Genomic DNA, 15,690 nt, shown 5'->3' with positions numbered 1-15,690 from the left:
CCGAGTTTCCCCGGCAAGGCTTTTTTCTCAATATAAAAAAGCGCCCTTATACTATCAAAACAAAGCTTGTATTTTTATTAAGTAAGAAAACAAGATTGCTTCTTTGTCGATATTGGTTTTTGTCTTCAAAAGGAGTTCGCACTCTTGAAGCAAGAGAAAAATTTCCGGATATTTTTTGATACGTATAGCCAGTTGTACGCGTTCCTCTTCTATCTGTTTTGGGAGTTTATAACCCAAAATGGCTTTGGAGTCGCTTTTGCCATGGAGCCGAATATAGCTGTAAAATAAAAAGAGCTGTTGCAGGAAATTTTCAAAACCAAGCAAAATTTTCATCTCATTTTGCTCTTCTTCCAAAATCTTTTGGAGTTGTTCTTCGATGGGCTCCTTTTTTATGATTGACTTATACAGATGTTCCAGTTTCAATGGATTGAGAGGAAAAACCAAAGCATCTATCTCTTTGGAACCAATCGGACCTTCTATCAAGGAGAGTTTTGCAAGTTCTTGAATAGCAAGCGAGAGATTATTTTGCAAAGTGGCTAAAAGATGTTCGATACTATAGCTATCGATATTGATGTTTTGCTCTTTGGCATAGTGCAAAAGTTCGTTTTTCGCTTCATGTAAAGAGGGTTTGAAAAAACGTACATGTACTGCACTATTTTTAGGACCAAAAAGCGTTTCAAGTTTTTTGCCCTCATTGGAATCGAGTTGATAGATTAAAAAGGAGTTGGGATTTTTGTTGCACAGTTGGATAAGCGTTTCGATCTCTTTTTTGGGTAACGCTTTGTCATGTTTGATAATCAAAAGATTGGTGTCGCCAAACAAAGAAGCTTGCGAAAGGTAATTCTTGGCCGCTTCAAAATCATATTCGTCAAAATAGAGTTGTAAGCGATTCTCTTTCGGGGTAATGGAGTCAGCTGTTTTTTTGGTGTATTTTTGTGTGAAGTAGGGCTCATCACCCCAAAAAAGATAGGCATTGTATGTTTTTTTTTGGGTGTCAAACTCTTTTTTATACATCCAATACTTCCACTACTTTTGCGTAGATTTTTGTGGTGGCGATATTGACATCGATGATTTCAACGATGATTGTATCAAAAAGTTCTACCTGGGCTCTTGGCAAAAAGATTCGGGCTCCTTTTATCTCATCATCAATTTGGGCGATTGGCGTTGATTCAGGATCAGTGACAATGGCTCGAAACCGTTTGCCCAAATTTCTTTTTGCCCATCTGGCAAACTTTCTATCCATAAAGTCCCACTCCACTTTTGCCGCCTCTCGCTCAAGTTCGCTGATACGAACGGTTAACGGTTCAATGTTTCGCAAAATAAAATCGAGCTGCTTCTTGTTTTCTTGGATCAATGCCTTAAGCAGTCTATGGAGTGTCAAATCGCTGTACCTTCGAATAGGGGAAGTGAAATGGGTATATTTTTCAAAACCAAGTCCAAAATGTCCAATATTTTCGGCGGTGTAGCCTGCCTGTTTTTGGGTTCTAATGAGAAGCCTGTCCACATGCTCTTTGATGCCCAGTTTCTCGGCCTCTTTTTGGATATGCAAAAAGAGTTCGTGAATGGTGTTGTACTCTTTTGTGAAGATCCCAACTTGCGCCAAATCGTTTAATAGCTCTTCGATCTTTTCCATGGAAGGCTCTTCATGGGTTCGAAAGATTCCATAATCAAACATCTTGGCAGTCGCTTTGTTCGCTAAAAGCATACAATCCTCGATCAGTGTATGACTGGGTGTTTCTGTTTCTATAACAGTTTCAACAAGCTCTTGATTTTCGTCAAGAACGAGTCTGATTTCAGGATTGGTAAATTCAAACCCTTTTTGGAGCCGCTTTTTTCGAAGTTCTTTAGTCACTTCAAAAAGCGGCATCAGCCATGCCAAAATCTCTTCATCTGTGTTGTCAATTCCGATTCGTTTGCCTTCTATAAACTCATCTACACGGTCATAGCTATATTTTCGTCTACTTTTGATAATGGCATCGAAGAGTTCTTCTTTGACAGGCTCATACGATTCATTGAGTGTGATTTTACTCACATAGGCCAAGCGCTCTTCATTTTCTTTGAGTGAGCAGATCCCTTCACTCAGGCTTCTTGGCAGCATAGGGATCGATTTGTGTGGAAGGTAGATACTAAAGCCCCGCTCTTTTGCCTCTTTGTCGATTGGTCCCATAGCGCTGACATATTCGCTTACATCGGCAATGGCAACATAGAGTGTATTTGAATTTTGATCAAAGTAAATGGCATCGTCGTGATCTTTCGCGGTAACTGGATCGATCGTGCAAAAGGGCAGATGAGTCAGATCGACTCGATTGGGATAGAGACTTTTATCCACAACGCTTCCATAGGCGCTTGCTTCAAGTTCCGCTTCCTTGCTAAACTCCTCCTTTTTGTTGTAAAGAGCTAATGAAATCTTTTCATCTACAAATGGATCGTCTAAAACACCAAGGACTTCGACGATAAAGGCTGCTTCATTGTCAATTTTCACAACGGTACCATCTGGAAGGTTTTTAAGTGACTTTTTTGATGCTTTTACAGCAATTGGCATCTCATTTTTCACATTGAAAAAGATGTTGTTTTCTTTGTCATAGTACGCCACACTGAAGCGGAAAGCTTTTTCAAGGATATAAACCACTTTTGCTTTTGGGCGACCTCCGCCTTTAAATATTCGCTTGGCGACTACAAGATCGCCTTTGGTGGCTCCATTAAGATCTTGGGGTTCTATGAGAAGATCTTTAGCATTGATGCCAAGAACCTCTAAAAATCCTGTGCCATTTCTTGCAATGTCAATTTTTCCGACACGATATTTTGAACTGATTGTATAGATTTTGCCGTCTACCTTTATGATTTTATGGCGTAGAAGATCATCCACTAAAGGTAGATACTCTCTTGGAATATCTTTTTTATCGATTCCTCGAATGAGTTTGAGTATAAATTCTTTCAAAATATATTTCCTTAAATCTTTTTAAGAATTATAACAAAAGTAGTAGAGGAATTTGGAAAGAATTTATTTACTCATTCCTAATTCCCTATTTCCAGTTCCAACTTTTATTCAGACATAAAGAAGTTTTAAGTAAAATTAGCCAAAATTTTCCAAAGGATGTACGATGGCATTACCAATCTATTATGACAAAGATTGTGATATCAATTTGATTAAAAGTAAAAAAGTAGCGATTATTGGCTTTGGAAGCCAGGGACATGCGCATGCTGAAAACCTAAGAGACAGCGGTGTAGAGGTTAAAATCGGTCTGTACCCTGGTGGTAGAAGCTGGAAAAAGGCGGAAGCAAAAGGTTTCGATGTTTTAGAAGTTGCTGACGCTTCTGAATGGGCCGATGTTGTGATGATCTTGATTCCTGATGAGATCCAAAGCGAAGTATATTACCGAGATATCGAACCAAATCTCAAAGAGAGTGATACGATCGCTTTTGGTCATGGATTCAATATCCATTATGGAAGAATCAAACCCAGAGCCGATATCAATGTTATGATGGTTGCTCCAAAAGCTCCCGGACATACAGTGAGAAGCGAATTTGTCAAAGGTGGCGGGATTCCGGATTTGATCGCGGTTGCACAAGATCCAAGCGGCAACACATTGGAACTTGCAAAAAGCTATGCAAGTGCTATTGGTGGTGGACGAACCGGAATTATCCATACTACTTTCAAAGATGAGACTGAAACAGATCTTTTCGGTGAACAAGCCGTCCTTTGTGGGGGTGTAAGTGCCCTAATCCAAGCAGGATTTGAAACACTCACTGAAGCAGGATATCCAGAGGAGATGGCATATTTTGAATGCTTGCATGAGCTCAAACTCATCGTTGATCTTATCTATGAAGGCGGTTTGGCAAACATGAGATACTCTATCAGTAACACTGCAGAGTATGGAGACTATGTCAGTGGTCCAAGAGTGATCAATGAAGCAAGTCGACAGGCGATGAAGGATATTTTGAAAGAGATCCAAAACGGAAAATTTGCAAAAGATTTTATCCTTGAAGGTATGGCTGGATATCCGAGAATGACGGCTGAGAGACGAAACTGTGAAGCACATCCGATCGAGCAAGTGGGTAAGCGACTTCGAGCGATGATGCCTTGGATTACGGCAAATAAAATCGTCGACCAAGAAAAGAACTAAAACATAGGGCTCCTCCCTATGTTATATGCGCTTCATGGCTAAAAAACGCTCCACAAAAAAGAGGAAAAAAAAGAGTTCAAAAGAGTTTCTTTATACCATTCTCATAGCACTTCTTCTTTTTGGCGTTGCTGGAACGGGTTTTTTCCTCTATACACTCGGATACGAACAAGGCTACGAACAGGCTAAAGAGAAGTATACAAAAAGAGTTGAACAGACCAAAATAAAAACTCTTCAAAAAAAGAGACCAAAGAGAAAAACTGTTCGTAACGTTGCAAAAAAACATCAGGCGGTACTTTCAGAAATAGAAGATTACAAAAGAAACAGTGAACGGATGAAAGAGCCTTCCATTTTGCAGCAAAAACATGAAAAAGCCATAGATACAGATAAACCAAAACTTGCCATTATTATCGACGATGTTGCTTATGGATACCAGGCAAAAACGATCAAAAATCTTGGGATTCCTATCAATCCTTCCTTCTTTCCTCCATCTCCAAGACACCCAAAAACGCCTCAATATGCGGCGATGTTTTCCCATTACATGATCCATCTACCGATGGAAGCAAACCACTATTTGCATGAAGAACCAGATACGTTGCGAATCACATCTTCTCTTCAAACAATCGAGAGAGTTATCGCAAAAATACGAAAAGAGTTTCCAAAAGCGAAAGTGATCAACAACCATACGGGAAGCCGCTTTACGGCGGATTATGAAGCGATGAAACGATTATATAAGGTACTGGATAAGTACCATTTCGTCTTTTTGGACAGTAGAACGACGGCGCAGACCGTCGTACCAAAACTGGATAAAGAGCTTGGACGACCCTATCTTGCAAGAAACGTATTTTTGGATAATGAGCAAAATGTGGCTTACATCAAAAATCAGCTGCGTCAAGCCGTTGCACTTGCAAAAAAACGAGGGGTTGCCATTGCGATAGGCCATCCCCATCCCGCAACACTCAAAGCCCTTCGGAAGTCTAAAGATATTTTAAATCAAGTTCAACTAATATATGTAGATAGTCTTCTCAAATAAAGGGTTACTGTGCGGCATATATTGATTTCTATAGTGCTTGGAACAATCCTTTTTTTCCTTTCTTCGACACTTTTTACCTTGAAGCAATCTTTTTTGGTGGGCATCGTTGCAACCCTCGTTTATCTTTGGAGTAGCGAAGCGTTGCCACTTGGTGTTGTATCGCTGCTACCACTGATTCTTTTTCCCCTGTTTGGCATTTTGGATATGAAGAGTACTGCTCCAAACTATTCAAAATCGATAATCTTTCTTTTCATAGGAGGATTTTTACTGGCTATCGGAATGCAAAAAACCTTCCTGCACCAAATCATAGCCAATAGACTATTACGTTTCTTTCCAAAAAGTGCTCGGGGAGTCATCTATGCCTTGGCGGTTACTTCCGCTACACTCAGTGCTTTTTTGTCCAATACCACAGTAACGATCATGCTTGTCCCAATCGCTCTTTTTTTGACTGAAGACCCTGCACTGAAAGTCCGATATCTTTTGGCGACTGCTTATGGAGCGAGTATCGGAGGCATATTTACTCCTATAGGGACGCCTCCAAACCTTATTCTTCTTGGTTTTTTGGAGGATTGGAATATCCAAGAGCCTACCTTTTTGGAGTGGATGGGATTGACGATACCTGTCGTTATTGGCATGTTATTGATTGTTCCTTGGTTTCTCTCATTACGTGTTAAAGATAGAGATATTTCATGTGCGCTTGAGCCGATAGGAGAATTGACGAGAGAGCAAAAAAAACTTCTTTTGATTTTAGGTACGCTCGTTGGATTGTTGCTGGTAAATGCTGTTTTTAGACCTCTTGTTGGATGGAGCATGAATGAGAAAATACTTTTATTGGGTTTTGGATTGATGCTCTTTCTCCCCGGGGTCGATATCTTACAATGGAGTGATACCAAAGAGATGCCCTATGAGATCGTTTTTTTATTTGGAGCCGGTTTTGCGATCGCAAAAGCTTTCATTCAGACAGGACTTGCTGAATCAATCGCGAAGGAGTTCTCTGTTTTTTCCGGGTTTTCTTTACCGCTTTTACTTTTTATCATTGCTCTTTTCGTCTCCTTCGCTACAGAAATTACAAGCAACACGGCGCTCACTTCCATTATTTTGCCAATACTGTATGAATTTAGTATGCAACATCATTTTCCGACCCCTATCATCCTTTTCACAGCGACTATTGCGGCAAGTTACGCGTTTATGTTGCCTATTGCAACCCCGCCTAATGCGATAGTGATGAGTTCTCGCGTCATCAAGATAAAAGAGATGGCGAAAATAGGTTTTTGGGTCAATCTGCTTGGTGTCATCCTCGTCACTGTCGTGGCCACTACGGTTTGGAGAGTCTATTTTGGTTGAGATAGAAGGTGTAAAACACTACTATAAGGGGGATCTGCAACTTTTACAAAGACCTAAGGTCTCTATCGTAGGGACTCGAAGGCCAAACAGCTATACCAAAGCCAAAACCATACAGCTCGCTGCTGCTTTGGCCCAGAAAGGGTATGTTGTTGTCAGTGGCGCTGCCATGGGAGTGGATGCTTTGGCACACAAAGGAGCCGGATTTTCAAATACCATTGCCGTTGTTGCAACGGGTTTGGATATTCGCTATCCCGCGGTGAATGCAGGACTCATTGAAAAGATTGAAAAAGAGGGTTTGGTTCTTAGCCGGTTTGATTATGGAAAAAGGGCTACGAAATGGAGTTTCGTCGTACGTAACGAAACGGTCGTAGCCCTCGGTGGATACCTTGTCATTACCCAGGCAGACAGAAACAGCGGGAGTATGCGAAGTGCCGAAATAGCACAAAAGTTTGGGAAAAAGATCTATGTCTTGCCGCATAGAATGGGAGAAAGCGAAGGGACGAACGATTTGATCAAAGAGGGCGTGGCAGAAGTGATATGGGATATTGATCAGTTCGTCGGAAAAGAAAAGAGGGACGCTTTCATTGAATATCTCAAAACAAATCCTTTATATGAAGAGGCTTTGCAGCGGTTCGGTGAGAGGATTTTGGAAGCCGAGTTGCAAGGCCTGATAGAAATACAGAATCTAAAAATAGTTTATAAAGGAGCATGATGGAACGTATTCCTTTGAATAAATATGCAAAAATGAAAAAGATGAGCAGAGCGCAAGTGATCCACATGATTGTCAAAGGAGAAATTGAAGCCGAAGAGGTGGAAGAGAACGGAAAGAAAGTTCGCTATATACTCGTTGAAAAAAAGCAAACACAACCTATTCAACAGCAAAAAAATGATACACCAATTCCTGAAACCGTTTTGGTACATATTCGGAAATTTGTCGATATTTCATCCATGAAGTATTGTTATGAAGGGATGCATGATTACTACATGGCATTTGAAAACCAACTGCTTATTTTCAATAAAGAGAGCGCTGTAGTGACTGTGGTTCCAAAATGTGAGGAAAAGGAATGAGAAAACAGATATTTGCCGGTTTTTTGGCGGGACTTTTGGTCCTTGTGCTATGGCGGATGATTCCTCTTGTAGAAGTGATGATAGCGGCCAAACCAAAACCCGTCACTCCTCGGGGCGATTTGATGAGTATCGAAAAGAGCAACATCAAAATTTTCGAAGAGGCCAAACCGAGTGTCGTTTACATCTCAACACTCCAAAAAGTGGTAGACTACTGGAGTTTGAATGTATGGGATATTCCGAGGGGCACGGGAAGCGGATTTGTCTGGGACAATTTCGGTCATATCGTTACCAATTTTCATGTGATTGAGGGTGCCAGTGAAGCGGTTGTGACACTCAGTAACGGTCTTGGATACAAAGCAACGCTTGTAGGAGCCGATCCATCGCACGATTTGGCGGTACTGAAAATCAAACCGATTCCAGGCATTATGAAGCCGGTCATCATTGGAGATAGCGATAAGCTTAGAGTTGGACAGATAGTGTATGCTATCGGCAATCCCTTTGGATTGGATTGGACGATGACGATGGGCATCATCTCAGCACTCAATCGTGTCATCGATGAGGAGAGTGGGGCCAAAATCAAAGGAGCCATCCAAACCGATGCCCCTATCAATCCCGGAAACTCCGGAGGACCACTTCTAGATAGTGCCGGCAGGGTAATCGGTGTCAATACCGCAATATACAGTCCCAGCGGTGCAAGTGCCGGGATCGGCTTTGCCATTCCTATCAATACGGTGAATCGTGTGGTGAGCTCACTCATTGCGTATGGCCGTTATCTGCCTCCAAGGCTTGGTGTAGAGAGTGATGATCGTATCAATAGAGTTTTGCAAAAAAGATTTGGAATAGAAGGGGTCGTGGTTTTAAAAGTAGATCCTCAAAGCCCAGCGGCAGTAGCAGGGCTCAAACCGACTATACTCTATCCTGACGGACGAATAGTTTTTGGCGATATTATCGTGGCTGTCAATGGCAAAAAGGTGCATAGTTTCCAAGAACTGCAAGATATGTTGGAGCAGTTTAACCATGGAGACGAAATTACTTTAACAGTTCTACGGGGCAGAGAAACGGTGCATATCAAGGTCCGTTTACAATAAGATATAATAGAAAAAAAGCAAGGAGCAGTTATGCTAAAAGATATGTTGACGCTCGGAATCGGCAGTGCACTGCTTGCTAAAGAGAAGGTGGAAGCGGAGTTACAAAAGCTTGCTGAAAAGGGGAAGGTCTCCAAAGAGGAGGTAAAAAAAATTATTGAAGAGGCGAAAGAGAAGGGAGAAGAGCAAGAAATCAGGGCCAAACAAGAGCTCAAAAAATTGCTCAAAGAGGTTGTTTCTGAATTGGGACTTGCAACAAAAAATGATATCGAAGAGTTGAAGAAGCTCCTTGAAAAATAACTATTCACTAGGAAGAATTTATAAGATCTTTCTATTGTTACTCTCTTTTTTCCTATTGATAAAAAAGAGACCTTCATTTTTAGGAATACAACCGTATAAACCTCAAAAAATGAGACAAGTCATTGTCGAACTGGGACCAAGTTTCATTAAACTTTCCCAGGTTCTGGCTACTAGGGCAGACTTTTTTGACGAGTCGTATCTCAAAGAGCTCAAAACCTTGCACGATGAATTACCACCGATGAAAGAGGATGAACTAAACAAGGTATTCCAAAAAGCTTTTGAAAACTCTCCATTTGTTTACTTTGACTCAAATCCGATAGCAAGCGCTTCGATTGGACAGGTGCATAAAGCTATCTTGAAGAGTGGAGAAGAGGTCGCTGTAAAACTGAGACGTTTCAACATAGAAAAACGGATTCGAAGCGATATCAGGATCTTAAAAGGGATCAATCTTCTCTTTCGTCCGCTTTTTAGCGAATATACAAAAAACTCGATAGAGGCTGTGATAAACGAATTTGCCGATATGATTGTCCAAGAGGTGAGTCTTACAAAAGAGCTACAAAACCTTAAAAAGTTCGCAAAAAACTATGCGCATTGCAAGATTTTATTTCCCAAACCTTATGAATGTTATTGCAGCGACGATGCACTTGTCATGAGTTTTATGGATGGTGTTCGGTTCGATGACAAAAAGGCGCTCCAGCGGATGGGTATCGACTTCCATCAGATATTGGAGCGGCTCATCGATTTTTATGCGGAACAGATGCTTATCGTCGGTTTTTTTCATGCCGATCCCCATCCGGGAAATCTTTTGATCAATGAAAGAGGTGAGCTTATACTGCTTGATTTTGGAATGGTCAAAAGAATTCCAAATGACGTGCGAGTCGCTATTATCGAGATGGTGAAATCTGCTTATGAAAAAGATTATGAACTCTACATCACCAGTGCAAAAAAACTCGGTGTTATAGCGTATGAAGCACCAAAAGGTGCAACTGCAGAGCTGGTTGAAAATATGTTTGAAATTTTTAGTAATGAGCGTTTGAATGCACTCAATATGCAAAAACTGGCTTTTGAGCTCCTTGAGTCGATGAGGGATCTGCCTTTTAAACTGCCTCAGGAGGCGATATATATCCTTAGAGCCAGCGCGATTATTGAAGGACTTGGAACCACGTATATAGAAAATTTTAACGGAGTGAAGGATATTTTACCGATTTTACAAAAAAACATTCCAAGAGCGTTGGGATACAAAGATTCAATATTCGAGATGATTTTTGATGAGATAAAGGAGAGCCCTTACGTTGCAAAAGATTTCAAAACGACTATCAAAAAGGCAAGTGAAGGGAACCTGCAAGTTGAGATGTCTCCACTGCAACTTGAGTGGATACGAAAAGAGTTCAAAGAGTACATACGTCCGATAATTGCGAGTTTTTCAGTGATGCTTCTCGGTATTTTGCTGGTATTTATTGGAGGAGTATGGCAGGGCTTGGGAGTTTTCCTTTTTGCCGCTGCCTTTTTACGATTGCTCTTTCTATACTAGATATGATTATTGAGCGATTTCGAAAGTAAGTGTAACGTCGTTCCAGGTTTTCCCCTGATGTTTGTCAAAACAGGCTTTTGCGATACTGGCTAGAGCTTTATTTCCTTGAAAGTCGAATATATCGATGACTCCTTTAGCTTGAATGAGATTTCCATCTTTTGTATAGGTAAAGGGCACTGTTTTTGTAATGCCATTGAGGGTGATGGCAACATCAAGTCTCTTTTCATGAACTTTAAGAATCTTTGCTACGATATCTCCTTTGAGAAGTGAAAAGAAAAATTGATCCAATGTTCTGTCCCGTCCTGGATTTTTTGTATTGACGCTGTGTTTATTTATTGTTACCTTGGCACCTTCCAGGCACTGCTTGCCTTGGGTAAAAGCGATTTTGTCAAAGCTTCCTGTGACTCCAAGTTTTAGAGGTGTCTTATATGCAGTCCATGTGAGATTTTGTACACTGCATTCGGATGCAAAAAGGGAAGCTATGCTCAATGCGGTTACGACTATTTTTTTCATATTTCACTCCCATTTGTATTTTGTGAGCGGCGTATCCGGATCGTTCGCCCACTCCTTCATACTCGCATCGTAGAGTCTGACTTTACTGAAACCGAGTACTCGATGAAGGATATACCAATTCATACTTGTTTCAAGTCCACCGGTACAGTAGGTGATCACGGGGCTATCTGGATCGAGCCCCAATCCATCGATAAGCATTTCATGTAACTCTTTTGGATCTTTGATCTTCTCATCATGGAAGCTAAAAACCCAAAAATAGCTTGTTGCTTTTGGAATATGGCCGGCTCTTGCGAGTACCTTCTGTTTTTCGGCTCCAAAATAAAAAATCGGATTTCTTGCATCGATCATACGCATTTTACCGATATTTGCTAAAACCATAGATTTGTCTGCTATAAGTTCAGGATGGAAAGTTGCCTTGAAATGAGACAGTTTTGGCGTCTGGCTCTTATTTGTAAGATTGGCAATTTTTCGATATGCATCCAATCCACCATCTAAAATAGAGCTATTGGTAAAACCCATGGCCTCCAATGCAAATGCTGTATAGCTCGTTTTTAGAAAATCTTTTCCCCATCGGTGACTATAAAGAACCACATGCGAATTTTGGGTAATTCCAAGAGAGCGTATCACTCGTTCCAATTTTTTAGGATTTTTTAAAAGAGCGTGATGGCCAACTTTTTTGCGCCATAATGAAATTGGCGCATTGATCGCTTTTGGTATATGCTCTTTTTTATAAAGCTTTGGACTGGATACATCTAATATGACGATATTTTTGTCATTCAGATGATTTTTAAGCCAATGGGCGGAAACGAAAGGCTCAGCTGCAATAAGGGCTAGTGAAAAACAGAGTAGGATCACTTTTTTCATTGGATCTCTCCTTTTATGTTATGGATAAACTCTTGGATATCTTCATACAGTCCTTGTAAATCCTCTTCATGCTCCACTTCATCAGCCAATATCTGGCTCACTATATCGTATGTGACTATATCTTTTCCCTGTGTGATTTCAGCTAATCGGCTATAGACTTCAATGGCACATTGCTCCCCTTTGATGGCTTGTTCCAAAACATTTAACACATTAGGATTTGTGGGAGCTTCATAAGCACAGTTTGCATGAATGAACCAATCTTTTGGATGTAACAGCGGCTCTCCTCCAAGTTGCAAAATTCTGTCTGCCACCATGGTGGCATGCCTCAGTTCATCAGCAGCGTGCTGGTTCAGTTCGGCTACAACACCATCTTTCATGATCCCTTTTACAACTTTCGCTTCAATAAAATATTGATAATAGGCCAGCCACTCATCGGCATAGGCCTTGTTGAGTAGCGCTATGATTTCGTTCGCTTCTATTCCTTTGAGGATGCTTATCCCTTTACGAGCCATGATTTCTCCTTTATGGGTCTATTTTTGCTAAAATATACTTACAAAAAAATTAATTTTAAAGAAAAAAATTATCAAATAATATTCTTATTTCTATCTTAATAAAATAATTATATAGTAAAATTTTTGACAAACTAGTAATGAATGATGTATAAATGCAGTAAATATAAAGGGGGAAAAGTGGAAAATCGCTATCATATCTATACAGAAATGCTGAAAAGTAAAGAACTCAAATCCACGCCTCAACGGGTAGCAATGCTGGGTATTCTTGATAAAAAAGGGCATGCCGATATCGAAGATATTTACAGTGAAATAAAGAAGGAATTCGTCACTATCTCTTTGGCTACTGTCTATAAAAACATCAATACAATGCTTGATTCCGGGATCATCCAAGAGATAAAGATCCCTAACAGAAAAAGTAAATTTGAAGTAACGAAGCATAAACACAGCCATTTTGTTTGTCAAAAGTGTGGAGAAGTGTATGATGTAGATGAACCAAAATGCCTTGAGATAGAATTGCCCGAAGGGTTTGAGCCTTCTGAATCGTCCGTTATGATTATGGGTGTGTGTGCCCGGTGTCAGTGAATATGACGATTAAATTTTTGCTCTATGGTATCTAAGATCTCAGGGTCAAATACCGACTTTTTACTCGATATGAGATATGAAATGATCGATGTAACCGCTGCGAAATGGGCTGTTTCAATGCCAAAAAGCTCCGCTGCAAGAATTGTCGAAGCAATTGGAGCATTTGTAGCACCACTCAGAACAGAGACGAATCCTAGCGCTGCAAAGAGGGATATATTGGAATCGAGCAAGTGACCCAAAAAATTTCCGAAGGTTGCACCAACAAATAAAATAGGAGTAACAAACCCTCCGCTTCCTCCACTTCCTAATGTGACAAATGTAGTAAAGAGTTTTATAAAAGGTGTATACCAGGCAATCTGTGTCTCGTGCGACAATGAAAGATCTATCGTTCTCAACCCAAGACCTAGATATTGATCTCCAAAGGTAAAGGCAACGGCTACAAGAATCACTCCTCCTAGAAATCCTTTTAAAAAAGGATGGACCGTTTCGCTGAGGGCCAGTTTTCCAGACCACTGCATGAGAACGATAAACAGATAAGCCAAAAAACCGAAAAGGAGTCCTGCGAAGACCGTTTTTATAATATTGAAAAGCTCCCAAAAATTGGGTACGAGACCTACGGTAACAGGATGGTAGATATAATGGATATCGACTATATGCATGCACCAATAGGCAATAAAACTGGAAATGAGGGATGGTACGAGAACGCGATATAAAATCTTACCGGCAAAAAGTGCTTCCAGAGCGAAAAAACCGGCTGCAATAGGGGCTCCAAATACTACGGCAAACCCTGCACTCGTGCCTGTGATAATGAGAATGATCTGTTCTGTTGTACGAATATGAAAGAGTTTCCCTGTGATTTTTGAAAAATAGGCTCCCATTTGTGCCGAGGGGGCTTCTTTTCCAACAGAACCTCCAAAAATCATGGTGCAAAAATTTGCGACCTGTTTGAGAAAGAATCGAGAAACATTGAGCTTTCTGTCACTATATATAGCCTCTTTGATAATCTCTTCGGTACCATCTCCTATGACCTCTTTGTAAAAACGAAAAAGAAGATACGAGATGGTACCCAAAAGGAGGGGAAGGAAAAGAAAAAGTGAAGGAATATGGATGTTTCTTTCTTGAATACAATACTCCAGTAGTTTTAATGCCCAGGCCACTCCAAAGCCAACGAGTATACCTATAACTATGGCTAATACACTCCATTTTATGACATCGTTGGAAGCTTTTAAAAGATCTTTTGAGTTTTGAGTGAAACGAATGACAAGATGTTTATAATTTTTTTTGATCACGAAATACTCCGACTACCGGTGCATGATCACTTGGAGTAGGGGATCTTCTCTTCCTCGTCCACATATCCACTTCAATCGATTCACAACGCTCCTTCATGGCAGGTGAAGTTAGGATATAGTCGATTCGCATTCCTTCGTCTCTCCATACGGCTCCGTTTTTGTAATCCCACCAGGTAAACTGTTTCGTATCGGGATGGCATTCCCGAAAGAGATCAACAAGACCTATAGATAAAAAATCTTCGAATGCTTCTCGCTCATCGTCCATAAAACCGATTGTGTTACGAAGGAGCTCGGCATCCCATACATCGATATCCTCTCTTGCCACATTCATATCACCTACAACTACAATATTCTCTTTTTTTAGATCGAATTGCGTCATATACTCTTTGAGATGTTTAAAAAACTGCAGTTTGTAGATGTGCTTTTCACCATCAAAATCTCCATGAGGAGCATATACATTGCAGAAGTGAGTGCCATTGATTTTTGCTTGAATGAAACGCTTCTGTCCATCCCAGAAAGGATCGCCAAACCCTTTTTGTACCTCCTCAAAACCATATTTTGAACAGATGGCAACGCCGTTGTAGGCTTTTTGACCAAAAACGGCACACTGAAAGCCAAGCTCTTCAAAATCTTTGAAAGGGAAACGATTCTCTTCGCATTTAATCTCTTGCAGGCATAAAATATCGATAGGATTTTTCTCACTTAACCATCTTTTGACCAGTTCAAGTCGGGCATTGATGGAATTGACGTTAAATGTGGCTATTTTCATGTTTTTCAAGCTCCTCCAAGATCTCTTGATTGATCTTTTTTTGATCAATTTCGAATTGATCTTCTTTCTCTTTCGGTTTACGAAATTCAAGATAGGTACCTACAAGTCCAACCAAGACAATAAAAGCAAAAATAAGTATTTTGCTAAGATCTCCGCCTTTGAGTTCCATTAGCACTCCAGGTTGCGTAAAAGCTTTGGATAGATCATACCTGTAAGTTCGAAAATATGATCCCCTTGCAATTGAGTCACTGAACCCTTTTTGATAAGGATGTTTGCCTCCTCACATCCGATGAGATGGGAGATTGTTTGTGAAATATCGGGTTCATGTCCTATGAAAGCCACATTTTGATAGCTTCGGAACCGTTCGATCATCTCTTCATATTTGAGTGGTGTCGCTCCTGGATTGAGTCTGGAAGTTTCGTAGTATTTCGCGTTGGGATAGACTTCTTGTAACAGTTTGGCCGTTTGAACTGCACGCACAGCTTTAGAAGATACGATGACATCGATCTGAAACATCAAAGGAAATTTTTTGAAAAATAATTTGGCTTTTTTGATACCATCTTTGCTGAGTGGACGCAATAGATCATCCTCTTGCCACTCCTCTCTCGATAATGCCTTAGCATGTCTGATAAATAGTAGTTGCATATAGATCCTTTATGCAATGATGCTCTTCAATTAT

Annotated in this window: 18 protein-coding genes; 9 read left to right on the top strand and 9 right to left on the bottom strand. The window is 40.4% G+C overall.

The genetic code is table 11. The features are described 5' to 3' along the window. Window positions 1–54 precede the first annotated feature (54 nt). A complete protein-coding gene (holA, locus tag NIS_RS06235; protein WP_012082535.1) occupies window positions 55–1,014 on the bottom strand; it encodes a DNA polymerase III subunit delta in 960 nt (319 codons plus the stop codon). Then, a complete protein-coding gene (locus tag NIS_RS06230; protein ID WP_012082534.1) occupies window positions 1,007–2,938 on the bottom strand; it encodes a VacB/RNase II family 3'-5' exoribonuclease in 1,932 nt (643 codons plus the stop codon). Before NIS_RS06230 ends, holA begins: the two co-directional genes overlap by 8 nt. 163 nt (window positions 2,939–3,101) lie before the next feature. Here NIS_RS06230 and ilvC point away from each other — a divergent pair, with 163 nt between their 5' ends. The 8 genes from ilvC to NIS_RS06190 all read left to right on the top strand — a co-directional run bounded on the left by ilvC (window position 3,102) and on the right by NIS_RS06190 (window position 10,482). Next, entirely contained in the window at window positions 3,102–4,124 is a 1,023-nt protein-coding gene (gene ilvC / locus NIS_RS06225) for a ketol-acid reductoisomerase (RefSeq protein WP_012082533.1), read from the top strand. 34 nt (window positions 4,125–4,158) lie between these two features. Next, window positions 4,159–5,154, top strand: a complete 996-nt coding sequence (locus NIS_RS06220; protein ID WP_041354265.1) for a divergent polysaccharide deacetylase family protein — start codon at window positions 4,159–4,161, stop codon at window positions 5,152–5,154. Between the two features lie 9 nt (window positions 5,155–5,163). Further along, window positions 5,164–6,498 carry an SLC13 family permease gene (locus NIS_RS06215; RefSeq protein ID WP_012082531.1) on the top strand — a complete coding sequence of 445 codons (1,335 nt, stop codon included), beginning with the start codon at window positions 5,164–5,166 and terminating at the stop codon, window positions 6,496–6,498. Further along, the gene (locus NIS_RS06210; RefSeq protein WP_012082530.1) at window positions 6,491–7,210 is read left to right on the top strand and encodes a DNA-processing protein DprA; all 720 of its coding nucleotides are present in this window, start codon (window positions 6,491–6,493) and stop codon (window positions 7,208–7,210) included. The genes NIS_RS06215 and NIS_RS06210 overlap by 8 nt, the downstream gene beginning before the upstream one ends. Beyond that, window positions 7,210–7,566, top strand: coding sequence for a hypothetical protein (locus tag NIS_RS06205; RefSeq protein WP_012082529.1), 357 nt, complete (start codon window positions 7,210–7,212; stop codon window positions 7,564–7,566). The genes NIS_RS06210 and NIS_RS06205 overlap by 1 nt, the downstream gene beginning before the upstream one ends. After that, on the top strand, window positions 7,563–8,654 hold the full coding sequence (locus NIS_RS06200; protein ID WP_012082528.1) for a S1C family serine protease: 1,092 nt from the start codon (window positions 7,563–7,565) through the stop codon (window positions 8,652–8,654). The genes NIS_RS06205 and NIS_RS06200 overlap by 4 nt, the downstream gene beginning before the upstream one ends. Before the next feature lie 30 nt (window positions 8,655–8,684). After that, entirely contained in the window at window positions 8,685–8,951 is a 267-nt protein-coding gene (locus NIS_RS06195; RefSeq protein ID WP_012082527.1) for a hypothetical protein, read from the top strand. Window positions 8,952–9,060: 109 nt separating this feature from the next. After that, a complete protein-coding gene (locus tag NIS_RS06190; RefSeq protein ID WP_197524218.1) occupies window positions 9,061–10,482 on the top strand; it encodes an ABC1 kinase family protein in 1,422 nt (473 codons plus the stop codon). 6 nt (window positions 10,483–10,488) lie between these two features. Here the strand turns inward: NIS_RS06190 and NIS_RS06185 are convergent, their stop codons facing one another. Genes NIS_RS06185 through NIS_RS06175 form a run of 3 tightly spaced genes read right to left on the bottom strand, consistent with a single transcriptional unit; the run spans window position 10,489 to window position 12,371 of the window. Beyond that, a complete protein-coding gene (locus NIS_RS06185; protein ID WP_012082525.1) occupies window positions 10,489–10,995 on the bottom strand; it encodes a YceI family protein in 507 nt (168 codons plus the stop codon). A 3-nt stretch (window positions 10,996–10,998) separates the two neighbouring features. After that, window positions 10,999–11,859 carry a sulfurtransferase gene (locus NIS_RS06180; RefSeq protein ID WP_012082524.1) on the bottom strand — a complete coding sequence of 287 codons (861 nt, stop codon included), beginning with the start codon at window positions 11,857–11,859 and terminating at the stop codon, window positions 10,999–11,001. After that, window positions 11,856–12,371, bottom strand: a complete 516-nt coding sequence (locus NIS_RS06175; RefSeq protein WP_012082523.1) for a ferritin-like domain-containing protein — start codon at window positions 12,369–12,371, stop codon at window positions 11,856–11,858. The genes NIS_RS06180 and NIS_RS06175 overlap by 4 nt, the downstream gene beginning before the upstream one ends. A gap of 177 nt (window positions 12,372–12,548) precedes the next feature. Here NIS_RS06175 and NIS_RS06170 point away from each other — a divergent pair, with 177 nt between their 5' ends. Next, window positions 12,549–12,953, top strand: a complete 405-nt coding sequence (locus tag NIS_RS06170; RefSeq protein ID WP_158297276.1) for a Fur family transcriptional regulator — start codon at window positions 12,549–12,551, stop codon at window positions 12,951–12,953. On the opposite strand, the gene NIS_RS06165 is transcribed toward NIS_RS06170, so the two are convergent. The 4 genes from NIS_RS06165 to NIS_RS06150 are packed head-to-tail and all read right to left on the bottom strand — an operon-like array spanning window position 12,947 to window position 15,656. Further along, on the bottom strand, window positions 12,947–14,242 hold the full coding sequence (locus NIS_RS06165) for a chloride channel protein (RefSeq protein WP_012082521.1): 1,296 nt from the start codon (window positions 14,240–14,242) through the stop codon (window positions 12,947–12,949). The genes NIS_RS06170 and NIS_RS06165 overlap by 7 nt on opposite strands. Further along, a complete protein-coding gene (xth, locus tag NIS_RS06160) occupies window positions 14,223–15,011 on the bottom strand; it encodes an exodeoxyribonuclease III (protein WP_012082520.1) in 789 nt (262 codons plus the stop codon). Before xth ends, NIS_RS06165 begins: the two co-directional genes overlap by 20 nt. Further along, a complete protein-coding gene (locus tag NIS_RS06155) occupies window positions 14,992–15,180 on the bottom strand; it encodes a hypothetical protein (RefSeq protein ID WP_041354040.1) in 189 nt (62 codons plus the stop codon). The genes xth and NIS_RS06155 overlap by 20 nt, the downstream gene beginning before the upstream one ends. Then, window positions 15,180–15,656 (bottom strand): SixA phosphatase family protein, encoded by a 477-nt coding sequence (locus NIS_RS06150; RefSeq protein ID WP_012082519.1) that lies wholly within the window; start codon window positions 15,654–15,656, stop codon window positions 15,180–15,182. Before NIS_RS06150 ends, NIS_RS06155 begins: the two co-directional genes overlap by 1 nt. Window positions 15,657–15,690: the final 34 nt, after the last annotated feature.

Origin of the sequence: Nitratiruptor sp. SB155-2 (assembly GCF_000010325.1) — a bacterium.
In the GTDB taxonomy this organism is placed as follows: Bacteria; Campylobacterota; Campylobacteria; order Campylobacterales; family Nitratiruptoraceae; genus Nitratiruptor.
The sequence above is the reverse complement of the archived record's forward strand: the minus strand, read 5'-3'. Positions and strand labels throughout refer to the sequence as shown.